The organism is Agrobacterium sp. lyk4-40-TYG-31 (assembly GCF_030209855.1).
Lineage (GTDB): Bacteria > Pseudomonadota > Alphaproteobacteria > Rhizobiales > Rhizobiaceae > Agrobacterium > Agrobacterium vaccinii.
Genome location: NZ_JARVRE010000019.1, coordinates 146,483 through 168,338 on the forward strand (window position 1 = coordinate 146,483; position 21,856 = coordinate 168,338).

The following is a 21,856-nucleotide window of genomic DNA, read 5'->3' on the forward strand; positions in this document are numbered from 1 at the left end:
AATTATCGAACCAGTTACTCAAATAGGGGGCTGCATGCCGCTGATCACTGATTTCGACAATGACTATTGGATGTCCTACCTCGACGTCGCGCACGGTGATTTGGTGTCATTGGGCACCAAAGCCAAGCTAAGGACACAGGACTTCAAGTACAAGGAAGAAGCCTTAGACGCCATCGAGGAGGCAACGGACATCGAAGTGGTGATCGACGCGACATTGAAATGGATCAGGACTTATCACGTTCGCATCTTCCACAGAACACGTCTAACCGCGCTGAACGGTGTGTCTTTTGCCATCGTTGAAAATTTTGAATCCACAAATTGATGTCCGCCAGCGAGTGAATTCCCCGACGTAGCACAGGGTATTTTTACCCTGTGCTATCAGCACGCTGTTGACAATGGATGGAGAAACGAAGTCTCCAGATTGCAAGCCAGGGTATATTCCCCCTCGGAAATTTCCCCATAGGTAAGACAGCTGCCTGATTGTCCACTTGGGGGGCAACGTCTGCCTCTCTGCTACTTTAGCTAAACAGGGGCTGGCCTTGACACATACAAATGAACATACGCTTTCGTCCGCGAACGGAAAAGAACTCGTAATGCCGGCGCTGCTTGCCGCACTTTCCGTAGCGGCGATTTCGCTTCCGATCATCACCATGAAAACCATGGGGTTCAGCGGCGGCATTGCTCTTCCATCGCCGCATCTCCTGGGCGGTACGGCATACCTTCTTCCTCTTGCATTCCTGATTTCCATCGGCAGCCGATTTGCGCCACAGGCACGCCCGTATCGGCGGATGATCGAGATCGCGGCTCTCGCCGTCGCCGCAGGTACGGCCCTTTACGTCGTCGTCACGCTCCTGAACGGCCTGAGCGAAATGAACGCCGCGAACAGACAGATGTCGTAGATGCTAGGGTCAGCCGCCACGCGTCAGTTTTCGTTGTCCAGTGCCGTATCGTTGGGAAGCGGCAGCATCGCTCTCGGGCTGCTGGTACTTGGCAGCCTATGGCAAGTCCGCCCTGGTCGCCGATAACCTTCCATCTGATTTCCGGAGCTTCAAGTGAAAAACATCATTTTATCCATCGTACTTTCAAGCACGGCGGCTGCGGCGTCGCACGCCGCGGAATTCGATATCAACGGGATGGCGCTGGGCATGAATGCCGAACAGGTCATCGCGCGGTATGAAGAACTCCGTCCCAATGGACAGACCAGCTTCTCGCAATGGAAACTTACCGAGAATTCTGAGTGGGTCGCCAACGGTCGAACGCTCTACAACGACCTAAGCCGTCCAGACGATATGGAACACGAGCGTATGCAGTTCGCGTTCACAGGGCTCGGGAGCGGTAACAAACTCTTCGCAGTACGCCGTGAACTCAGGTTTCGACCTTCCGCGCGGCCATCGACGGAAGCGGTCTATGCGGCCGCCGTGCAGAAATACGGCGAACCGTCCTATCTCAACAAAAGCGAGACGAGCATTTCGGCGGCGTGGAAATTCAAAGCACAGGACGCACGGGCCGAGAAGCTGGAATCACCGCTAGGCTGTGTCGGGACGTCGGATTTCCCTGTCGCCCTCGACGACCATACCGCGACGAAAGCGAAAACGACTGCGGATTTCTGTGGGCTCTACATCGAGTTCACCGTCCAAGGCAGCCAAACCGGTCTCGCGAACGAGCTCGATATGGGCATGATGAACCACCTCGATCTTGTCCCTGATTTCGACACCGACAACCAGGATGCACGACAGAGGATTGACGCCGCGCGCGCGAAGAACCTCAGCAGCGCCGCACCTGCTCCCAAGCTTTGATCGGGGCAACACATAGAAGTGTGAGGGCGCGCGTGAACAAGGTGCCAAAAACACGCACGGTTGAGAACGATGGACACCGTTGTGCTGGCGTCCATCGTTGGAAGTATCAAAGGGGCCGCATTATGAAATCAACCATCATCACATCCATCATTCTGCTGTCGACCAGCGTCTCAACGGCCACGGCGGACCGCATCGCAAGTCGTGAAGAGTTCCGCGGCAGCTGGTCCCGCTACTGCGGCAATGGTCAGACGTGTCACCTTGAGATCGACGATACGAAATCACGAAAGGCCATAGAGATTACCTTTTCCATCGAGGGGAAAGGCGAGGCATGTAAGTGGTCGGTTGATGCGGTCTACAACAAAGACTGGGGCGGCCCCGTCGCACATGATCCATACGGCAACTACTATTTCTATCTGACCATCCACAAAGATGGCCGGCTTTATTCATCTGGCACCATGTTACCGAATTGTGGGCCTCAACCCGTTGATCAGTATTTTGTCAGTGACACTACGCACGGGTTTCGACCATCGATCAGCACCTCGATTTGCAGAAGAACGCTCTGCGTCTGGCGGGCTGCACTCGCATATTCGAAGACCACGGCGTGTCTGGAAGTCATGAACATCGTGTCGGGTTATCTTCGATGCTAAAAGCCCTTCGGCGTGGGGATATCTTGATCGTGTGGCGGCTCGATCGCTTGGGCCGGTCGATTGCCCATCTGATCTCCATGGTCGAAACTCTGAAACGACGTGGAATTGGCTTCATCTCGCTAACGGAGAATATCGACACTTCGTCGGCGGGTGGCCAATTAATATTCCACATACTGGCAGCACTTGCCGAATTCGAGAAATCGCTCATACGGGAGAGGACCATTGCGGGCATTGCCGCGGCCAAAGAACGTGGCAGTATTTTTGGGAGACGTCCCGCGCTGACAGACGTACAATGCAAGGAAATCCAGCTCACGCTGAATTCTGGTGCGTCGATAAGCGACGTTGCCCGAAATTACCATGTCCATCCCCGAACGGTTCGACGAGGGCTAGACAGGTTGAGTTGAAAACCAATGGCAATGCCGCAGAGACTTTGTCTCGTATGCGCCACAAGCGGTCATGGCAAAAGACCGACATGTAAGGCTACGATTACCGGCAATTTTCAAAAGTCGTTCGCATTCAGATCGCAATCGACCTATTATCCGCCTGCGATCAAACAACTTGTAGGTCCGTATGATACAAAACCAACCAATCTGGTTGCCAGACACTTCAGCGTCTGGCGAGGCTGTTGTGACGGTCGATGAGTATATATGTGCCTACCTGGATGACCCAGGCAACTGGTGGTGGACGACCAGCCTTTCGACTGAACCGGAAGACATGGTCCTGACGAGAGCGCTGGCCATAATCGACAGGGCAGACGTAGCGGTTCATCAAAAGGCGCTCGGCCAATTGGGGGCTGGCCCACTGGAAGACATGATGTCGGACCGGCTGCTGGATGAGTTGCAAGCCTTTCAGCCGTTCAGTCCTGCATTGAAGCTCGCGTTGTCATGCGTTCGGATCGAAGCGGAACCTGCCTCGATCCGACATCGACTGGCAGCCATGTCCATGTGACGCCTGACGACGGGGTTGGAACATTGTCTTTTCGCGCCGCAGATGCGCCAGAAGCGGTCATTGCGCTCGTTATAGTTCTGGTTATTCTCGCGACCTATGAACAAGCACCAAATCCGAACCATCGTTGAGGGCGACGCCGACCAACTCATCGCCTTATGGAATACGACCTGGACTGCCACCTACGGCCCATCCCTTGGGAATGATTCTTTGGCTCATATGCTGGGAGAACTCGCGCTTAAAAAAACGAGTGGAATGCTGCCCGGCAATGGTGAACGAGGCATTTGCTTGGTCGATGGCGACGAGATAGTCGGCAGTGTAATCGTAGCCGCAAGAGGCTCGAAAGCTTATCTATGGGGGCTGTATATTGAACCAAGGCATCAGCGACGCGGCCTTGGTAGTAAATTGCTGGCAGCGTCGAGCGATGGATTGCCAGAAGAAACCGATATCGAGGTTCGCGTTCTTTTGACCAGCACTTCCGCAATCTCCTTCTACAAGAAGCATGGTTTCGTTGAGGCCGAAACAGAGCGGACCGAACTTCCTGGTGGGGTGATCGCATCGACGGCCGTTATGGTTGCTTGCGCCGCCGACATAGGGGCCGTTTTGGGAAGCAGTTAAGATCGATTTGATCGCTTAGGGCCATTAGATGTCATGTCGGCATCTCCTTTTGGTAAGCTATCCAACATGTCATTTCAAACGGGGGATAGGATGACGCACAAGACCAAATTGGCGAGTCCTCTTGGAGCCGTAACATCCATAGCTCTCGCATTGTGTCTTTTCTCCTCGGAACCTGCATCCGGCCGGTCGACTACGCAGCCAGAAGGTCCAGTGACTGGAGAAGTTGGCGACTTGAGAGCACAGAGTTGGCGTGTCGGGGTTCCGGCTGATCGACAAGGCGACCGATTACTGCTCGATGTCGATACCTACCGACCCACCGGCTCCGGTCCATTCCCATTAGTCGTGATCAACCACGGTGCAGCGCTCGACGCTCCGACCGATGGTCCTTGGGACTACAGGCCGGATGCAGCGATCCGCTGGTTCGTATCAAGAGGTTATGCAGTAGCTGTCCCTGTTCGACGTGGCTATGGCCTGTCAGAAGGAAAACGAGTGGTTCTCGGGGACTGTGACGCGCCTGACTACCTGATCGGTGGGAACACGGTCGCTCAGGACATCCTCGCAGTTGTTGACTATTTCCGACAGCAGCCGTTTATCGACGCTGATCAGGTTATTCTGGTGGGGCATTCGTTGGGCGGTGCAGGCTCTCTCGTTGCAGCCGGTAGGCATCCGGAGGGTGTCCTCGGTGTCGTAGCCTTTGCCCCCGGCGCAGGAAGAGTTCGCCCTGGTCTGATTTGCAGGCTAGACCTCCTAGAAAAGGCCTTCGAAGATTTCGGCGCAGGCGACAGCATTCCGGCATTATGGATTTATACAGAGAATGACGGCTACTTCTCACCCGAGATCGCACAGCGGCTCTTTAAGGCGTACGGCAAAGGAGCGCACGCCTTTCAACGCTTGGAGATTCTGCCGTCGACTGATCATAATGATCACGATCTCTTCCTGAGGGACGATGGTGCAAGTACATGGGGCCTAGTAGTTGAACATTTTCTGGATCAGATAGTTCACTAGCTAAGCCGTATGTCTGCTTAGGGCCAATTGCAGACGTCGGCTACGACCGGGCGCAGTTCGAAAGCAGCCCGACCGACCCAGTCGGCGAGTGTTGACCGGTCGAAATCAACGCCTTCGGTGAACCTTACGCCCAGGCTTCCTAGTCATGAGAACCTCCAATGTACTCTCCATGAAGAAACTTCCGTTGCTCGTCTATAGATAGCCGATCACAGATCAGGGCGGCGAAGACAATGTGGGAGCGCAAGACCGGTTACCGTCAATCCCGAGTAACGCTTCGTCCGGCTCGCGAATGAAAACTCGCCCGCGGCAAACGCCGGCGCATTTATTGAAGCCAGCTTCGATCACGATCGTTAGCCCTTTAACGACGCCGATTAGAGCGGATCGAAATCCCTCTCAATACGCTTTGATAGAGGTCACTTAGCCCCTCGTACGCCTGTTCTCGTTCATGATCGCTGATTGCGTTTGCCTGAACCAATTCTTCCACTATCCGGTTGAGTCCACGGTCAATCGTACCATCATGCCTCAGGGTTGGAGCACATATGCCAAGCAGCTTTGACATAATGAACCAGTCCAATATGTGTTTCGAACGACGTCCTGCTGTGCCGTGCGGGAGGAACTTTTCCACATGATTCCAAGAGGTGTTTACCTGCGCTTCGATCGGAAAAAGCCGAACGAAGCTAGCGCGGTCTTCCTTCGCGGCGTGCCGGCTGAATGCATGATCGAGGTGGAATTTTCCGCCACCGTAGTAGTGAAAGCCATGCACATCTCTCGCAGCTGCTTGGAAAATCGGGATATACTCTTTGAAGCCCAAGGAAACATGAACCCAAACCTCCAGCAACCCAAGATCGGTAACTATTCCAAACGCCTTTTCGGGCTTCACACCAGGTATGCTTTTATAGTCGGCTTTCCGATGGCGGAAGAGATGGTTGATGTCTCCGATCTCCTTAATCCCCGCGAACGGCAAATCAAGTATTGTCTGCCAGCGCTTGGTAAAGGTTTCTCTTGTCCTCTGAATGTAATCAGTAAGAGAAAGCTTTGTCGGGGAAGCAAGCCGTGCCACCGGAGCACGCGCGGCCCGCAGAGGCTCCGCCGCGACCCGGCAAAAATTGCGATGCCGATTGGTCGTTAAGTCGTAAAGCTGTAGTGAGGAAAGCACGTCGTGGCGAAATCCGTAAGCTTGAAGAGACCGCAGCGCGGTTTCGACATCTGCGGCAACGATTGAAGTAACCAGACGAATGCCTCCTTCCGATGCCGCCATGAGCAGTGTTGCACTTGCTACATCCTCGAGCGGTGGAAAAATCAATAGTCGCCTATCGTTGTCCTGCTCGGCACCCGCCAGCAGATTGTCGAACCATTTCCTTGCTTGGTGCGCCTCAGCCGGACGTTCCTCTGGGAGAGTGAGAACACGTGGCGAAATTGGTCGCGAAAGCGCTTTAACCGCTGCCTCAACGATAGCAAAATCTTCCTTAGTCTTAGCTACAATTACCGTCTGCCGCCTAGACGACATAACCTGTTCGAGGGAAGTAATTGTATGGATTTTGATGATGGCCATGTGCCGTTCGTTGATACGCTTTTAATTAAAAAAACTCCACCGTTTCCATCTTGCGGCATGAATGTCGCTCTGACCTTCATGCCGTTGCGAGGCCCTCGACGAAGATTATTGTCGAGACAAAATTTTCTCACCTCACGGCACCAAACAGTCTCTGTCAGGTCGTGCCAACTGACGTGCGTTATTGTAGGCCATATCTAGCGTAAGGCCGGTGGCTGCGCGATAAAAGTCAGAGTAGCGCTCGACGACCAGCGCCAAATCCGCGCGACCGGGGTCGGTTAGTGCGAGAGGAACTAATAATTGGACCTGTCCTTGATAATATTAAGGAATAGCAGTTTTATAGTTCCTTCGAACGCGCTGCCAAGCGGCGTCCCTCGCGCCGCTTACTAAATTTTGCAACCCAAATGGGTTCATTGTCTGTAAGGCCTCCGGGAAGCGCTCAACATTATCAGCGACAACATGCTCAACATTCATACGCAACTCTTTCCGCGTATCAAGCACGAGAACAGAGGGGTCCTCAAAATAGTGCGCCATGTCGGGCAAGGAGGCGAAACGATTAAGGTCCCACTCGCCACGACGGACCCATTTTGAGAAGTGCCAATAGGTATCAACGTTGTCGAGCTTGTTTTTGGCAAGCAACATGGAGATCGGCTCCTGCGTCGGAGTAATCAGTCCGGTGTTCCAGCAGCAAAAAGTTTCATCCGCACTGATAGACACCTTCTTCTCTTCGGAAATCCGCTTGTAGGTATGGAAGACGTAGTTGCGAAGTATCGGCTTGGCGTGAGGCGAGGTGGTGAACCGGTACTCCCAGTCTATATTTTCGGCGAGGTTCGATAGTGCCTCTATGTCGTCGTTGAACTTCGGCATCATTGCGAAGTCGTAGAACGATTCCGGTAGATCGTAAGGTTGATTCTTCGGCAACTTTTCCTCCCAAAAGAGGGCGATAGCACCACATTTGAGCTCCTCAGAAAAGGGTATTTAGACGGGTGTAGCGTTTTCTTTGGCTTCTTTGAGCCACTTGCGGACGTCGGCCTTGGGACAAAACCGGACACGAGCTACGAGATCATGGTTCGCCGCAGTTGCTTGGGACAAAAACAGGTTTTGAATTGAATACGGAGGGTATTTCTACCCTGCCATTTTGCGATGGTTGTTAACGCGAATATCCGAAATCTTTCGTTGAAGCGAATTCAAGAATTCGCGCCCAGCGATTGCAGACCCGGGTATCCGATGACCAGTATTTTGACGAACACTTCGGCGATGGCGGCGTTGACGACGCTACGCTCGATCGGTGAGCAATTGGGGGCCACGTCCGAGAACATGTCGTCGGGTCTACGGGTAGCAAAAGCGTCGGACGACGTTGCCTATTGGTCTATTTCCACGAAGATGCGCTCGGATACGAAGGCCATGGAGGCTGCTACCGAAAGCGTCGGCCTAGCAAAGGGCGTCGTGGATACCGCTTATGCGGGATTGCAAAACGTCAGGGATGCTTTCGTCGAGATACGCAATATAGCGATAACCGCCAGCAGCATGCAGCCCGCGCCTACGTCGAAAGCGATCATACCTGCATTCTACCCGGACCCGGAGTTCGTCAAGTCGGATGTCCACGAGATGGAGCTGAGTGTTCAGGAGCTGTTGGACCAGGCGAGGAACTCCATCCTTTCGTCGTCGTTCGCGGGCGTCAATCTGCTCTACCACCCCAAGAACGGCGAGGTGAAGGCCAGCGAACAGGAATTCAACTTCGTGACTGGTTTCGTGGACGGAAAGGTCCAGACCCTGGACATGAAGGCGATGGACAGCCGATTGGTGGACGCGGACATGGAGGAGACGTCCGCGCGGCTCAAGGCGTTGGAAACGCAGAGACAGTTAGCGACCAATTCGTTACAGATCGCCAACTCGACCCCTTCAATGATGTTGCAGCTTTTCCAATAGGACCGCTTAATTTGAGGGTTCGGTATTGACGACCCCATGTTTGTTCACTAATTGTTCGAATATGCATTACGAGCCCCGCTTCATACGAATAGGTTGATCCCCCCAACTGCCGCCCACGACCGCGGCGTCGATCAAGCATGTTTCCATTGAGGTTCCCTAATGGGTATCGCACAGCAAGCGAAGTCGCTTCGCGCAAGCCGTCAGTCAGCATCCATCCGCACATTTCATCCAACTGCGACCGTGAAATGTGATGGCCCTTCCGTATTCCGATCACAGACGGCGCGCGACGTAGCATGTCTGTTTGACGTCAACCCATCCATTTCGTCATGGCACTGCATGCCGATGTCGCTTGACTACGGCGGAGGTGTCCATGTCCCGGATTTCGGCGTCCTCAACGAGGACGGTGGACGGCTCCTAGTCGATGCATCCGACAGGATTATGTCTGTGGACTCGATGAAGATCGAAGCCACCGCCGAGACCCATGGCATCCGGTATCGGCGTCTTTCACCCGAGGAAATCTACGACGGAGCGCGTCTACAGAATGCCAAGGACCTCTTGCGATACGGCGGTTCGACATTGGCGCTTGGCGATCGGCTGAGATTGCTGGCAGCCTTGGACGAAAACGGAAGAGGATTGTCCATGGGCATACCGTTACCGCATCTCGGAAGCCCGAAATCTTCGAAGACAGGGTTGCCATAGATTCAGGGGCCTACGAAACGGATCATTTGACGGCGGTCCACATTCAGCCTGATGGCGAGCTTGAATTCACGATTTCCAGCTTTGATGAGATACTAAACGTAGAACCTAAAATGATCTCGACGCTTGACCCCACGTGACGATCTTGTGGGCGTCCGCCATCCGCCACAGACGCGCCTCATCCAAATCATTCATTTTGGCTACAAGGTGGTGCTACGACCATCCACGATAAGTTCCTCGAATTTCCGTTCCCGCATGCACCGCTCTTCTCCTAGATGGACGCGACATCTGCGGTTAAACTTGTTGATCATCCAAGTTCTGCTCATTGCATCTGTTGTCGCCCCTCCTGCGGAGAGGTACTCATGCACCTATCAGTTGTTTATGGGCGGGGGTCCGAAGTAGCTATGGGTGTTATACGAAGGTCGATTCTAATAGATGCGCCATCGAACAAGGACCATTTTAATGGAAAAGGTCACGAGCGAACCGCGGTTGCACTCTCCAAGGCGATTGCGAACTTCTCGGGAAATGACCGAGCGATAGGGCTCGACGGACCTTGGGGCAGTGGTAAATCCACAGTCGTGGAGATCGCTCGAAAAATCCTCGACCAACGCAATACCAAGCAGAACAGGGCATATCACTTTTTCACGTTCGATATCTGGCAATCGCAGGGGTCGTCGTTCCGGAGATCGCTCTTGGAACACTTCCTAGACTGGACGATTGCAACCTTCCCAAAGCATCGATCAGAGCTGCAGGAGGTCGAACGAAAAGTAAAAGGAAAAGTCCGAGAGGTTCGTTCAACGAACCAGTCGATTTTGGATTGGTGGGGCGTGTTGGTTATCGCAGCCCTCCCATTCCTTCCTCTGTATTATTTCTGGGCAAAACATCAGTTCGATAAATCTGCGGTGAAGGCTGACTTCTTCTGGTCTGGTTCCTTCAAGCTGCTAGCGTTGTTCGTCGCCGGAACTTTCCTATGGGCGCTCCGAAAGACCTTCTGCGAGTGGAGAAAGTCGGGCGGAAGCGTTAAAGGTCTGTTGGAAAAATATCGTACTGCGCTCTCACAAACATTGCTGATCGGCTCGAAGCAGTTTGAAGATCAAAGGGTAACCCAATACATACGGGAAATCGACCCAAACGATTTCGAATTTCAGACGACGCTCAGGGAAATCCTGTCGATTGTACAATCCGAAAAAGTCAGAGTGGTCGTTGTCCTGGATAATATAGACCGTCTGCCAAAAAAAGAACTGAACGACTACTGGGCGCAAGTGCGCGCCGTCTTTTCAGGCAGTTCGTCGGTTCAGAAAAATAACCCATCGCAGTCCGTGACCGTTATAGTACCCTACCACCGTCACCTGATCGAGGAACAAGAGGTCGCCGGTTCCGAAAAAAAGGAACGGTTGACCCTTTCCCCTCTAGGGACGCGCGAAATTTTCACGAAGACCTTCGATGAAATTCTTCAGGTTTCGCCTCCCGTCATGTCGAATTCTCGAGAGTTTTTCATTGAAAAAATGAGGGAGGCTCTGCCCGATGCCTTGGATCGCGACGAACTGTTTCGTGTTTATCTAATATTCGATCGAATTATCCGGCATCGGAGTGGTAGCGCGACGCCGAGGCAGATCATCGGGTTTATCAACGAGCTCGCGGGAATGTACGTATTGCACGACGGGAGATTCAAGCTTCCAACCGTTGCAGTTTACATCGCATATCAGGATGCCTTGGAAGAAAATCCAGCGCTTCTGAACAATCCAGATTCAATAGAGCCGCGAGTTCGTCAAATAGCCAACGACGATGCACTCGAGCAGAATCTTTCAGCGATAATATTTAACGTCGACCCGGAACTAGCGCTGCAGTTGCTGCTTGATCAGCGGATAAAAGACGCCGCGGTTCACAGCGCTGAAAAACTTATTGAAATTTCGCATTCGGCAGGTTTTGACGTTCGGGTTGACCAAGTTGTCCAAGAGAACGCCAATGAGTGGGAAGAGAGCGGCGATCTTCCGAACGCCATTGCGAATTTTTCTAGTCTCTCCCAGGTATACGACGGAGATGCCAAACCTCATTTTCAAAGGAGTTTGGTCTCATCTGTACTGCGAATGCGGCGTTTCAGCTTCAATTCGCAGGACTATCGCAATCTGCTGTCAGTAATTGAAATTGCAACTCTCGATCAACTATCCGAATTGGTGGGATCGCTGATAGTCACGAGCCACGGCGCTGTGACCGACAAAAAAAATCTGCAGATTGAAGATGGAAATCGTTGGGTATCGTTCCTTGGTAACTTGCATCGGAAGCTCACCTCAGAAGGCTCGAACAGCCTCTTGCCGACTGCACTGGGCAAGTTTGGTATATCGAGCGATCCCCGATTTTTGTTTGGGGTTGCAGCTCACGCGGAGAAGGAAGGTGTTCGTTTGAGTTGGATGAGCCAAGCAGAAATAGATTTTGGTGGCGAGAATTCTCTATATCCAACATATGCCGCTGAGCGACCTGCGGAGTTGCGTTCCGCTTTCCCCCAATTATTGTCTCTTAACTTGATCAATGACGACCTAAAGGTGTCGATCTTCGAATATCTCGTGGAGCAACTCGAGATACCCGAGGTCAGCGATATTGACAATTTCAGAGAGCAATTAGAGCTTGTTGCTGAGGTTTATTCAGCGATCCCGAGCTCCATGCGGGACGACCTCAATGCAGAAAAGATATTTGCGCCATCACAGTTTTTCGAACATCTGGCCAAATCAATGAATTCCGAAAGTGATGCCGTGCTGGGTTCAGCACTCTTCTTAGCTATGCAAGCTCCTGGACAAATGTTGCTCTCGGTGCCCACTAAGCCGGGCCGCCATGGCGTGTTGATGCCCGATGAAACCGAGCATTATACATTTTTCTCTAACGCGTTGGTAAATGGTGAAGGCGTTTCTCCGGAACAAGTCGAAAGGATCGCCGATCTTCATAAAGCGGCCAGAGTGTTCACAACCCTCATAAACGAGGGCGCTCGTCACACCGAGAACCGATTAACCAATGAGGCTATAGCGCACGGTCTAGAGAATGGCGATCTACCAAGGATCAGCTTGCAGACCTTGAACAGTCACTATGAATTTTTGGTGCACGCACTCGGATCAGCGATGGCGGGAGTTCTTGTGCGTTTTGCAGAAAGAATTACCAAGGACGACGTAGGAAATCTTGAGCTCTCTGAATGCTCGCTCGCGCTCATTCGCGACACCATGGATATCCAAGCCACCGGCTGGATAAGGCTTCGCGAGCATGTCGCAGACCTGTTGCAAGCTGTTCCAGTCACTGACTGGCCCGTACTTTTATCAGAAGGTGATAAGCTCTCCGAGGTCTTCATCGAAATGATAGAGAGAGCAGGCTTCAGAGTAAGCGATCCTACCTTCCGCGACGTTGTCGTTCAAATTGTGCTTGATACCTTAGCTGGTGGTTTCGCACCACTCAGCACACTTCACCTCGATCCACTATTATCCGCGATTGACCCCAGCTTCCACGGGGACATGTACCGTCGGATTCGCGAAGCTGCTAAGGACGTCACACCGATGACTCTATTAGTGGCTGTGCGACATTTCCCAGACACTGTTAGCCACGTAATCCGATCATGGGACCAGTTGCGTAAACCCGAAAAAGACAACCTAGTCCGATTTTTTCTTTGCTCTGCCCTTGAGGGGGCGATCGATCGTGTTTTGAAAGATTTTGAGGCCTTGGGGACCACGAAGGTCAAAGAGATGATTGCCTCTTCCCAGGAAAGTACACGTGAAAAGCTTGACGGGGCTATGACTGCTTTCTCGGAACCCGTTGATATGAGAGATCGAGCCCGCCAACTTGGAGAGCTTTTCTATGGCAAGCGTAAGGTAAAGGGCTTCTTAGATATTTGGTTCGGGAACAACAAGGGTTGAGGAGGTGAGGCTCCGTGGATGAAAGCGACGTGACCGATATCAAGGTCAGCCGAATTGCTAATTGAGCTGCAGGATGTAGAGCAGTCGTATTGTAACGACCTCAGATTGAGCTGCGTGCCGGTCCGCACCATCCGAGCGGACCGTGCAGATTTGCTTATTGCTCGGCGTCCGAACTCGAACCCAGCGTCAAAAGGGCTTTCCGTCCTTCTTCCTGAAACCATAGTTCGACTATCTGTGTGTCAGTGCTCGCGGGCAACGGGTCAGCACGACGAACTTTGAACGTCGTGGGAAGATTGACGGAATTGCCAAAGACGAGCGCGTGCTGCTTCGGAAGGGACGGGAGCCGTTTCAACACGCTGTCGGAAATGAAGGGCGTCATTTGCCTGATCTGGGACAAGTCGTCAGGGTTTTGAATCCGGTGGACGACGAAATTGGAGCATTGGGAGAGGACCGTCTTGGACAGTTCGCTTGGGCGCTGTGAGGCAACAAGAAGGAATAAGCCATATTTCCGCCCTTCCTTGGCGATGCGCTCAAAAACTCTTCCGGCATCCATAGCATATCGTGATGGCGTCGAGGCCACGTAACGGTGAGCCTCCTCAAGCAATAAATGCACGGGGAAACGATTGCGTGGTTCGGCGCGCCGAAGGAGTCGGAACACCATTCGCGCGAGCACAGCGCTGACAAGTTCCACTACCTCGTCCTCTACCAGGTTCATGTCGAGAATGACGATCTGGGCGTATTTAAAGTGTCCGCCCCCATGCCCGACGGTCAGCCCCAGCAATCCCGCAAGAAATTCGGACTGCGACACCTGGTTGGTGGATACATGCCGAAGAAACTCGTAGTCGCCCCGTTTTTCCAGCGCCTTGAAGCGTGTGACCATTTGCGAGCAATAATCTCGAATTTGGCGGTTGCCGTGAGATTCCTCGTAAAGCAAAGCTAGATCGATCGCGTCTCCAAGCGCTGTGAAATCGAAAGGGATATTCTCGTAGTCAGGGAACTTAATGGTGGGGTCTATGTATCCGCCGGCACCATTGGAACCGGCCAATAGCTTGTATGCGCTTTCCAAGCCAGGCATCTTGCCGAAGTCAACAGTGATATGGGAGCCAAGGACGTTTGCATTGATCTCGGTCGTGCGAAACCGCTGAAGAATTCCGCGAATCCGTGTCTCTTTCGCTCCTGGAGGCGTCTCATCACCTAGTATTTGTGTGATGCAAGTCGCGAGGATGTGGTTTTTGATCTTGGTGAGTTGTGTTTTTGAGGCCTGACCGAACAAGGTGACCAAGCCTAAAGCCATTCTTAGGATAGGAAGTTGTGTACGTTCGCTTGCCTGGAGCAGAAGCTCCCATTCGGAAAGATCGAGAAACCAATGTGGGAGCCGAAAGGCATGGGAGGCGGAGGTGCCGTCGATGAAAAGTCGTTTTATGCCGATCTGGGACTCGCTTCCAAGTCTCTTGAATGCTTATGGTATTCGCCGTTTACGTCCATGACAACGAAGGTTGCGCCCCGGGCCCGATGTTCATCCGTCTTTTCAAAGAGTGACTGCAGTACCGACGCGACGGTGCACGATTTACCGCTTCCAGTATTGCCGAGAACCGCGATGTGACCGCCGAAAAAATCGTCGATCCTGACTTTGACGTGGTAATCTTCGAAAATGACAGATTTGCCAATCGCGAGGTTGCGGTAACGGGTCGCTTCGGGTGGCGTGGGCGCTCGACCGTCCTTGTTTCTCGAGGGTTCCGTCCCTTTTTCAGTGTCAAATATGCGATCTAGTTCGATGTCCAAGGAATACAAGGCGTCGGCGAAAAGCGATGGAAAAACTGAGACGCCGAAACGAAACTTGCCGTCGCTCGCCATAGGGAGCATCCCGACTGGGACGAGATCAAGAAATTTGGCTCCACCGGCATTTTCCATTTCGCCGCCTCCACGGGATTGGCCCTCCCTTTCCCGTAAGCCCACGACCTCCGCGACGACATACTCGGGAGGTGTGGGGATCATAAGAAATGATCCAAGGCGCGCGACGTAGTGAATGTCGTCAAATCCGACCACGGTGAAATTGTCAGTGCCAGCGTGAACCTCGACCACAAACCGATCGGCAGAGACGGATATCACCTTTCCGATGGCGCGCTTGCGGTCATCAGTGCCCATCTGTGGTATCCTTCGTCGCTCCCATAGTCTCAATGACTAACCTGACTGCGTCATCGATCCTATCGCTCTGACGCTGTGGCATGAAATGCTCGACGATCACATTGAAATAGTGAGCGGGGTTTTTCTCGTCGGGACCATCGCCGCCGATAATCCAAATGCGTTCGTCGCTTAGGGCGCGTAGCTTGGCAATCTCTCCTGAAGACTCAGGATTTGCGAATACGATCAGCCTAAATGACGGGATGGTCAGCGCCTGATAGATGATGTTGTTAAGATGCTCGTCTCCGAAGGCAAATCCGGCCGTAATCAAGACGCTCTGCTCTCGTACGACGCGGCTCTGGAATTCGCGGAAAAGGTCTGAGTAGGGCGAACCAAGACTTGAATTCTGTTTCGCTGGTGTGGGGTAGATCATGACCTTGGAAGCGGCCTCCTGTGGCCAGACCTCGCGGATTGGAAACAGTCCGTGGTCGTCCTCTGTCCAGCTTAACGAGCCGTGCAGTTTGCAGAGATACACAAATCCGTCGACGGCGGACCATTTCCGACTCGTAACGTCGAGCTGTTCGGCGAGAGCGTAGCGAAACGTGGCGGGATTGAACCGACGCTCGACAACTCCTGAAAAGCCGTTGGTATACGGTAATCCCAGGCGATCCATCGCGCGCTCATTGAAAAGGTCATAATTGGTAGTGAAAATCCACGGACGTGGCAGAGACCGGTCCCGCAACACTAGGCGACGGTAGAAGCTTTCATAGACACCCAATAGTGAATTGTCACCGAAGGCGAACACCCCTTCAGTACACCGCTCCCAGAGAAACATCTTCACCTTGTTGATGATGCCCTCGACGGTTTTTAGCGAAACGCTGTGGCTTGTTTTGTCGCTGCGTCTAAAAATGAACGCCAAGCTGAACAGCAGTTCCATTAGCCTCTCAAGGTTCCACGTGTACTCAGTTTCGCTGAGGGATGCGCCGTTGGCATTAAGAAACTCGACCTCTTCCGAGGTGAGGCCCCATTTGGGTGGGTTGATGAAGCTCAAATCGTCATCTACCTCAGGGGGCAGTGGGTGTTTGCAGAACTCAGCAGCCAACGGGGCCATTGTCGGGATACCGCGCTGCTCACCGTCAATTTCCAGCGAAGAGCAACCCGCACCGAGGAGAAATGCGACGTTGCGCGCGTTAAGGGCTTGCCCGAGGGCCTTCTGGACGATGCCGGGCCCACTCTCCCAGTCCAGCGTCGTGCTCGACTGGTCGCCATGGCGAATAAACTGGAATTGCCTTACTTGCGCCGTTTCCTGATCCGCCACCAAGTCCCCCGTCTGAAAACTGCGCGAACACAGCCGTGAATCACAAACTCTGATAGCAAGACACTATCGAAATTCGCGATGATATCCAGTCCGGTGAAAAATTGTCGGCGGGAAGCGATTGTCGGCGACGTCGGCAATGGAGGCATCGAGAAGGTTTGGCGAATGCCGGGGTTGTCGCGCTATGATCAGGCTCACGAACCACTAATCAGATCGCGCAAGAGGCACCTCAAGGCAACTATGCTTAGGTCAGATGCTGCAGCTTGACCCGATCAAGCAGCATACGGACAAACCTATCCATCGAAACCGTTCGCGGTTACGGCATCGCCGTAGCGGGATTCCATTTGCCTTTGCCGGTCTGACAGAACCGAGAGCGAAGTGCCCAATTCAAATACCGCGAAGTGACCCTGATCAGCCAGCAAATGGAAGAATCAATCCAGCAAAACCAGTTGGGCCCGATCGTGTCATCACGAGTTTTATGTCCTAACATCCGCATCGGAACATTGGCCGTCGCGGACGGTTCTCTTCTATATCAAATGAGGAGAGCCCGATGACGACGATGACAATGGAAGAGCTTTCAGGAAAGCTGGCCAAGATCGATTTTTGCATGCTCAACACTTTGGGTTCGGGGCGTATCAATACCCGCCCGATGAGCAACAATGGCGATGTCGAATATGATGGCGACTCCTGGTTCTTTTCTTATGAAGCGACAAAGAAAATCGAGGATATCGAGCGCGACAGCGGGGTAGCCCTGACGTTTACCGCACCGCCAAGCCTTCTCGGTAAACCAGGCATTTTCATCGCCGTCGATGGTGAAGCGCATCTTATTCGCGACAAAGCGCAATTCGAAAAGCACTGGGTGAAGGATTTGGATCGCTGGTTCCCGGATGGTATAGACACCCCCGGCATCATCCTGATCAAAGTCTCGGCACGCACGATTGAATATTGGGATGGCGAAGACAATGGTCGTCTCGACGTATCGAGCACAAGTGCCGTTAATAAGGGCGCTGTATGACGTGTAGGCTGCAAAGTGATCTCAGCCGTTGACGCTTTGAGATGGGATATCCATTTATATCGTCATGGCAAACAAGACTAACGCCGATAGCCTAGAACTGATCAAAACGTGGTCGCTGGACACGTCCGCAACCTTTGGTTCCGTCGTGCGCATAAAGGGCATAGTGCAAGAGGTGAGGGCTCGTCTTCCGTTAGCAGTTCGAAAATCGCTCGAACAGGAAGCGAATGTCCTCACCCTGGCGATGCCCGGTAAATCCAGAGCGGTCTTTCGCGCTGCATCTGTTACCGTCACGGATATTCTCGCCGACATTGTAAGGCTTCCCATTATACCGCGTGAGATCGAAGACATACTCACAATTACGACGACGGAACGCCGTCGCTGGCTGGAGGACGGTCGTCTGCCGTCTGCTGGAACTCGCACGGTGAAGCTTAGAGGGCGAGCACGGGCGATAACCTTTCATGTTTTCGATCCGGCGAAGGTTGCTGACATTCTGGACCGTGGCCTCGTCGATGAATGGCGGGAAGACGATGTTGCCATGGCCGCGGAAAACAGGCGGAAATCCGCCATGAAAGCGAAGTTGACGCGCTCTCTCAAAAAGCGAGATAAGACAAAGTCTTCATCCGATGCGGGTGCTGATCAGGGCGCAACGAAGCTGCGCGGCTGGGACGACTTCGTTGGCGACGGGCTGTTGCGGTAGCGAACCCTCCAGCTAGGCCTCATAACGTAACGTGACTGGTTGCCAAACGGCCACATTGGTTGGCATAACTTCGCCATCTTTTTCAATTTTCAGCTTCAAAGTTATTGCAGCTTAACGTCTTGGTGCTATTCCTGCGTGTAGGTGATTCTTGCTTGGGGAATGGGAATGAAAAAGGCTGTTACGGTTCTCCTGTTGGCTTTGTTGAGTGGATGCGCAAAGCCTTCGGATGGGCCGACTGCGGGCAATATCAGGTCTGCCACTCTTCCCAATACTAACGAGAAAATTCGCGTGGTCGAACTGGCCAATGCTCCGACCACTTCCGCCTCCCCATCCATCATGGACAGTGCCACTGGGCCTGGCCTGACGGCGCTTCGCAACACGGGTTATAACTCGCAGCGTCTGCGGCGTGGCGACGTCATCGACATTACCGTGCTGGATACGGGCGAGGATGGCCTGTTTTCGTCCACACAAAGCAAGACACTCAATCTCGGACGCTTCACGGTTGATCAGGGCGGCAGCGTCAATCTTCCTTTCATTGGCAAGAAGCGGGTTATCGACTCCACGCCAGAGGGTTTGCAGTCGCAAGTAGTGACCGGCCTCAAGGGCTCTGCGGTCAATCCGCAGGCGGTCGTGACCGTTGTCGACAAGCCGACGAGTGCGGTAATGATGAGCGGTGCTGTCAAGACGCCGGGCAAGATTGCCCTGACGGCGCGGCAGGAGCGTGTGCTAGACGCCATCAATCAGGCTGGCGGTCCAACGGTTGCGCCGGGTGCTGCAAGCGTGACCGTGGTTCGCGGTCAGCAGCGCGCTTCGGCCTCGCTCGACCGGATCATGCGCGAAGATCGCCAGAACATTCGCCTTTCGCCCGACGACCAGATCATGATCGATGGCGATGCCTCAAGCTTTACGGCTCTTGGCGCTTTCAAGAGTGCGGGCGAATTCCAATTCGAAACCGGCAATATGACGCTGGCACAGGCGGTTGGCCGCGCGGGCGGGTTGCTTGACGACCGTGCCGATGCGCGCAATGTCTACGTCTTCCGCAACGAAGTCGTACAGGTAACCTCGAAGTCCACGGCCATCACCAAGGACCCGGTTGCTGTGACGACGACTATGCGGCCGGTTATCTATCACGTCAACATGCGCGATGCGTCGAGCATCGCATTGATGCAGTTGTTCCAGATGCAGAAGGGCGACGTGCTCTATGCCAGCAACGCGCCGCTGGTGGATTCTGCCAAGCTGTTGACCGTGTTCCAGAAGAGCGTACCGACTGCGGCTGCACCTCAGCCGGGCAGCGCCAACTAATCAGGTGAGCATGTGGCAGGTGTTAAGTGCCTGCCACGACCTACAGCAGAATGCGCAGTGCTTCACCGGCGGATTGCGGGCGCTTTGCAGCGTCTTCATCTGCGCAAGTCTTGGAAAATCGCGTCAATGTCTCGTCATCATCGATACCGCCAGCGTCCATCAGACGTTGCGTCAGCCTGCCCAGGGCGTAGATATCGTGGCACTGATGGGCGGGCATATCCGAAAGCTGCTCTGGTGCCGCATAATCCGGCGAGCCGGCCACCTCCATACCTATGTCTTGATGCCGCTCGCCGATCCTCAACGCAATGCCGAAGTCACTCAACCGAGCCGAGTTCATTGTATCTGCCGACAACAAAATATTCGCTGGGCTGATATCGCAGTGGACATAGCCAGCGGCATGGACAGCGGCAATGGCATGCACCATGCGTCTGAGCAGATGCTTGATATCAGCCGCAGATGGAGGTTCTGCCGAGAGGCGCGATGCCAGTGATATGGGTGCCCACGGCTGGAGCAAGCCGGGCCGTCCGTCCGTCAACCGCAGAAGAGCAGAGACTTCTTGAAGACAAGGGTGGCGAAGCTCCATGCCGATTTCCGCCTCTCTGCGCAGGCGTTGCTCGAGCGACGCGTCGCCTCGCTGGTCTTCGGGCATTGTCTTGATCGCAAAGCTCGTGCCAAGATCGCGGTGGCGAACCTTGAGGATCAAGGTGGTTTCAGTCTGGTGGGCGACGCTCACGACGGTAAAGCTGCCCTCGATGAACGTCGGCTGCTGCCGTGCCAGCGTGTCGGCTTTCCGGTCGAGCGCGTCACGGATGCGGTCGATCAGGTCCTGCGGACGTTCCGAATTATGGATCGCAAGCCAGAGATCGCTGAAACGCTGGGCGACCTCGCTTTCGACATCGTCACCGTTCAAGGCGGTTTCCGATCACGACGGCGCTGATGTTTTCGCGAACATTTTCGATCAATGCTTCCTGCATCAGGGCATTGGCGCAGTCGGGAATGGGCGTGTCATGCACAATTTCCGATATCACCCGTTCCTTGAGTGCCTGCATCAGTGGGTAACTGCACAGCAGCAGGCGATCGTCTTTGCCCCACTCCTGCGTCGTCACGCTTGGGCGGAATTGCTGCGAATGGCCGACACATTGCGAAAGCTGTTTCTTCATGCCAACGATGACATGATCGCGAGACAAAAGATGCATCGTGCCATCGCGAAGCAGACAGGCGCGCGCGTCGCCTGACCACAAAACCGTCAGCGTCGTGCCGATGATGGAGGCGACCACGACACTCGCCATCGGCCTCATGGCTCCCTCTTGTATCTGCCGAGATAGCAGCAGACTGTTGACGGTGCCGAGTTTGCCCTTGATGTCCTGCGTCAGGAAGTCGACGTGGTCGCTATTGTCCATGTCTTTCAACGCATTGGTCGTCAATCGCGCTGCCTCGACGGCGGCTCCGGCGTCCCCCAAGCCGTCGGCTATGGCAAAAAGTGCGGGCTCCTTAGACACAAACAACGCATCCGCGTTGACGGTCAACCGCGTGCCGGGGTGAGTGGCGTAGCTGTAGATGACAGACGCTGGGGCGCTCGCTATTGGCTCGGGCGCCAAATCGCGAACGGGTGCGATGACGGGTTTGGGTTCGGCGGCAACCGGTTTCGGGACAGGTTTGGGCTGCGGGGAGGCGGATGCTTCGTCTTCGCCGTTGGTCTTTTCCTTGAATAACCGCACGAAGTCCGCCGCCGCCGGTTTGCCTTCGAACTTGAAACCACGAGGGCGACGGCTGGTGGCATCGATGTACCACCAAAGGCTCGTTGGTTGCGCCGATGGTTTAGAGAAGCCTGTATCCTCGTCATCGTCGCGTGGCTTTGGCATGCGCAGGCGCTTGATGGATGTGGTGAAGCGGGCCATGTCGAAATCGAGGGTCATCGATGTCTCGGCCAATGCTTCCGCTGCCATGAACCATGTATCATCAAGATAGAGTGTTCTGGGGTGCTGTCTGAAATCGACCATCTGCGCCAGAATGACGAGTGGATATTTGCGCCCGACGCGGTCCTTGCTGGGCAGGAGAACACCGACATAGGCGCTGCGCCCCCAGATCCCGCGTTCGATGATGAAACGCATGGGCGGGCACGTCGTGAAGATGGAATCCCAGCGGCCCGCGAAAACATCTGCGCAGGCGTGCATGCCGGAACGGATCCACGCATCGAGCGAGGCGATGAGTTCGCGGTCCATACCCTCGGAAATGAAATCTCCGTGGCTTGGAATTTTCCCGTAAAAGCCGATCCTGTCGGTTTCGACTGCGGCTTTTACGGGCTTGGTAACCGGCGTGGCCATCAGTCAG

20 protein-coding genes and 1 pseudogene are annotated in these 21,856 nt (G+C 53.9%); 14 read left to right on the forward strand and 7 right to left on the reverse strand.

The window, feature by feature from the left end; translation table 11 throughout:
- Nucleotides 1–34: 34 nt before the first annotated feature.
- The 8 genes from QRN55_RS23175 to QRN55_RS23210 all read left to right on the forward strand — a co-directional run bounded on the left by QRN55_RS23175 (nt 35) and on the right by QRN55_RS23210 (nt 5,011).
- Nucleotides 35–322 carry a hypothetical protein gene (locus tag QRN55_RS23175; RefSeq protein ID WP_284778447.1) on the forward strand — a complete coding sequence of 96 codons (288 nt, stop codon included), beginning with the start codon at nt 35–37 and terminating at the stop codon, nt 320–322.
- Nucleotides 323–593: 271 nt separating this feature from the next.
- Nucleotides 594–899, forward strand: a complete 306-nt coding sequence (locus QRN55_RS23180) for a hypothetical protein (RefSeq protein WP_284778448.1) — start codon at nt 594–596, stop codon at nt 897–899.
- Nucleotides 900–1,052: 153 nt separating this feature from the next.
- Nucleotides 1,053–1,796: a hypothetical protein gene (locus QRN55_RS23185; RefSeq protein ID WP_284778449.1), complete on the forward strand. Its 744-nt coding sequence runs from the start codon at nt 1,053–1,055 to the stop codon at nt 1,794–1,796.
- A gap of 122 nt (nt 1,797–1,918) precedes the next feature.
- A complete protein-coding gene (locus tag QRN55_RS23190) occupies nt 1,919–2,443 on the forward strand; it encodes a hypothetical protein (protein WP_284778499.1) in 525 nt (174 codons plus the stop codon).
- Nucleotides 2,341–2,847: a recombinase family protein gene (locus QRN55_RS23195; protein ID WP_284778450.1), complete on the forward strand. Its 507-nt coding sequence runs from the start codon at nt 2,341–2,343 to the stop codon at nt 2,845–2,847. Before QRN55_RS23190 ends, QRN55_RS23195 begins: the two co-directional genes overlap by 103 nt.
- A 223-nt stretch (nt 2,848–3,070) precedes the next feature.
- A complete protein-coding gene (locus QRN55_RS23200; RefSeq protein WP_284778451.1) occupies nt 3,071–3,391 on the forward strand; it encodes a hypothetical protein in 321 nt (106 codons plus the stop codon).
- Between the two features lie 96 nt (nt 3,392–3,487).
- Complete coding sequence (locus QRN55_RS23205) at nt 3,488–4,006, forward strand: GNAT family N-acetyltransferase (protein WP_284778452.1); 519 nt, start codon at nt 3,488–3,490, stop codon at nt 4,004–4,006.
- 90 nt (nt 4,007–4,096) lie between these two features.
- Nucleotides 4,097–5,011, forward strand: a complete 915-nt coding sequence (locus tag QRN55_RS23210) for an alpha/beta hydrolase family protein (protein ID WP_284778453.1) — start codon at nt 4,097–4,099, stop codon at nt 5,009–5,011.
- Nucleotides 5,012–5,369: 358 nt separating this feature from the next.
- Here QRN55_RS23210 and QRN55_RS23215 read toward each other — a convergent pair whose 3' ends face one another.
- Together QRN55_RS23215 and QRN55_RS23220 are read right to left on the reverse strand one after the other, a co-directional pair.
- Nucleotides 5,370–6,563, reverse strand: coding sequence for a hypothetical protein (locus QRN55_RS23215; protein ID WP_284778454.1), 1,194 nt, complete (start codon nt 6,561–6,563; stop codon nt 5,370–5,372).
- Between the two features lie 132 nt (nt 6,564–6,695).
- Nucleotides 6,696–7,430, reverse strand: a pseudogene (locus QRN55_RS23220) (DUF3825 domain-containing protein).
- A 357-nt stretch (nt 7,431–7,787) separates the two neighbouring features.
- On the opposite strand from QRN55_RS23220, the gene QRN55_RS23225 reads away from it, so the two are divergent.
- The 3 genes from QRN55_RS23225 (at nt 7,788) to QRN55_RS23235 (ending at nt 13,075) form a co-directional block, all read left to right on the forward strand.
- Entirely contained in the window at nt 7,788–8,489 is a 702-nt protein-coding gene (locus tag QRN55_RS23225) for a flagellin (protein WP_284778455.1), read from the forward strand.
- A gap of 336 nt (nt 8,490–8,825) precedes the next feature.
- Nucleotides 8,826–9,188 (forward strand): hypothetical protein, encoded by a 363-nt coding sequence (locus tag QRN55_RS23230; RefSeq protein WP_284778456.1) that lies wholly within the window; start codon nt 8,826–8,828, stop codon nt 9,186–9,188.
- Between the two features lie 359 nt (nt 9,189–9,547).
- Nucleotides 9,548–13,075 (forward strand): P-loop NTPase fold protein, encoded by a 3,528-nt coding sequence (locus QRN55_RS23235; protein ID WP_284778457.1) that lies wholly within the window; start codon nt 9,548–9,550, stop codon nt 13,073–13,075.
- 154 nt (nt 13,076–13,229) lie between these two features.
- On the opposite strand, the gene QRN55_RS23240 is transcribed toward QRN55_RS23235, so the two are convergent.
- From QRN55_RS23240 to QRN55_RS23250, 3 genes are all read right to left on the reverse strand, one after another.
- Nucleotides 13,230–14,357: an ATP-binding protein gene (locus QRN55_RS23240; RefSeq protein ID WP_284778458.1), complete on the reverse strand. Its 1,128-nt coding sequence runs from the start codon at nt 14,355–14,357 to the stop codon at nt 13,230–13,232.
- A gap of 137 nt (nt 14,358–14,494) precedes the next feature.
- Nucleotides 14,495–15,220: a helicase HerA domain-containing protein gene (locus QRN55_RS23245; RefSeq protein ID WP_284778459.1), complete on the reverse strand. Its 726-nt coding sequence runs from the start codon at nt 15,218–15,220 to the stop codon at nt 14,495–14,497.
- Nucleotides 15,210–16,514 carry an SIR2 family protein gene (locus QRN55_RS23250; protein WP_284778460.1) on the reverse strand — a complete coding sequence of 435 codons (1,305 nt, stop codon included), beginning with the start codon at nt 16,512–16,514 and terminating at the stop codon, nt 15,210–15,212. Before QRN55_RS23250 ends, QRN55_RS23245 begins: the two co-directional genes overlap by 11 nt.
- A 547-nt stretch (nt 16,515–17,061) precedes the next feature.
- Here QRN55_RS23250 and QRN55_RS23255 point away from each other — a divergent pair.
- The 3 genes from QRN55_RS23255 to QRN55_RS23265 all read left to right on the forward strand — a co-directional run bounded on the left by QRN55_RS23255 (nt 17,062) and on the right by QRN55_RS23265 (nt 19,525).
- Nucleotides 17,062–17,526, forward strand: a complete 465-nt coding sequence (locus tag QRN55_RS23255) for a pyridoxamine 5'-phosphate oxidase family protein (protein ID WP_284778461.1) — start codon at nt 17,062–17,064, stop codon at nt 17,524–17,526.
- A gap of 64 nt (nt 17,527–17,590) precedes the next feature.
- Nucleotides 17,591–18,223 carry a hypothetical protein gene (locus QRN55_RS23260; protein ID WP_284778462.1) on the forward strand — a complete coding sequence of 211 codons (633 nt, stop codon included), beginning with the start codon at nt 17,591–17,593 and terminating at the stop codon, nt 18,221–18,223.
- A gap of 165 nt (nt 18,224–18,388) precedes the next feature.
- Nucleotides 18,389–19,525 carry a polysaccharide biosynthesis/export family protein gene (locus QRN55_RS23265; protein WP_284778463.1) on the forward strand — a complete coding sequence of 379 codons (1,137 nt, stop codon included), beginning with the start codon at nt 18,389–18,391 and terminating at the stop codon, nt 19,523–19,525.
- A 40-nt stretch (nt 19,526–19,565) separates the two neighbouring features.
- Here the strand turns inward: QRN55_RS23265 and QRN55_RS23270 are convergent, their stop codons facing one another.
- Both QRN55_RS23270 and tagF read right to left on the reverse strand, forming a co-directional pair.
- A complete protein-coding gene (locus QRN55_RS23270; RefSeq protein ID WP_284778464.1) occupies nt 19,566–20,435 on the reverse strand; it encodes a protein kinase domain-containing protein in 870 nt (289 codons plus the stop codon).
- On the reverse strand, nt 20,425–21,849 hold the full coding sequence (gene tagF / locus QRN55_RS23275; protein WP_284778465.1) for a type VI secretion system-associated protein TagF: 1,425 nt from the start codon (nt 21,847–21,849) through the stop codon (nt 20,425–20,427). The genes QRN55_RS23270 and tagF overlap by 11 nt, the downstream gene beginning before the upstream one ends.
- Between the last annotated feature and the right edge of the window lie 7 nt (nt 21,850–21,856).

What these genes read in the sequence shown, in the direction of transcription:
- QRN55_RS23175 (WP_284778447.1), top strand. Translation starts at nt 35, where the DNA reads ATGCCGCTGATCACTGATTTCGACAATGACTATTGGATGTCCTACCTC.
- QRN55_RS23180 (WP_284778448.1), top strand. Translation starts at nt 594, where the DNA reads ATGCCGGCGCTGCTTGCCGCACTTTCCGTAGCGGCGATTTCGCTTCCG.
- QRN55_RS23190 (WP_284778499.1), top strand. Translation starts at nt 1,919, where the DNA reads ATGAAATCAACCATCATCACATCCATCATTCTGCTGTCGACCAGCGTC.
- QRN55_RS23205 (WP_284778452.1), top strand. Translation starts at nt 3,488, where the DNA reads ATGAACAAGCACCAAATCCGAACCATCGTTGAGGGCGACGCCGACCAA.
- QRN55_RS23210 (WP_284778453.1), top strand. Translation starts at nt 4,097, where the DNA reads ATGACGCACAAGACCAAATTGGCGAGTCCTCTTGGAGCCGTAACATCC.
- QRN55_RS23215 (WP_284778454.1), bottom strand. Translation starts at nt 6,563, where the DNA reads ATGGCCATCATCAAAATCCATACAATTACTTCCCTCGAACAGGTTATG.
- QRN55_RS23225 (WP_284778455.1), top strand. Translation starts at nt 7,788, where the DNA reads ATGACCAGTATTTTGACGAACACTTCGGCGATGGCGGCGTTGACGACG.
- QRN55_RS23230 (WP_284778456.1), top strand. Translation starts at nt 8,826, where the DNA reads ATGCCGATGTCGCTTGACTACGGCGGAGGTGTCCATGTCCCGGATTTC.
- QRN55_RS23235 (WP_284778457.1), top strand. Translation starts at nt 9,548, where the DNA reads ATGCACCTATCAGTTGTTTATGGGCGGGGGTCCGAAGTAGCTATGGGT.
- QRN55_RS23245 (WP_284778459.1), bottom strand. Translation starts at nt 15,220, where the DNA reads ATGGGCACTGATGACCGCAAGCGCGCCATCGGAAAGGTGATATCCGTC.
- QRN55_RS23255 (WP_284778461.1), top strand. Translation starts at nt 17,062, where the DNA reads ATGACGACGATGACAATGGAAGAGCTTTCAGGAAAGCTGGCCAAGATC.
- QRN55_RS23260 (WP_284778462.1), top strand. Translation starts at nt 17,591, where the DNA reads ATGGCAAACAAGACTAACGCCGATAGCCTAGAACTGATCAAAACGTGG.
- QRN55_RS23265 (WP_284778463.1), top strand. Translation starts at nt 18,389, where the DNA reads ATGAAAAAGGCTGTTACGGTTCTCCTGTTGGCTTTGTTGAGTGGATGC.
- tagF (WP_284778465.1), bottom strand. Translation starts at nt 21,849, where the DNA reads ATGGCCACGCCGGTTACCAAGCCCGTAAAAGCCGCAGTCGAAACCGAC.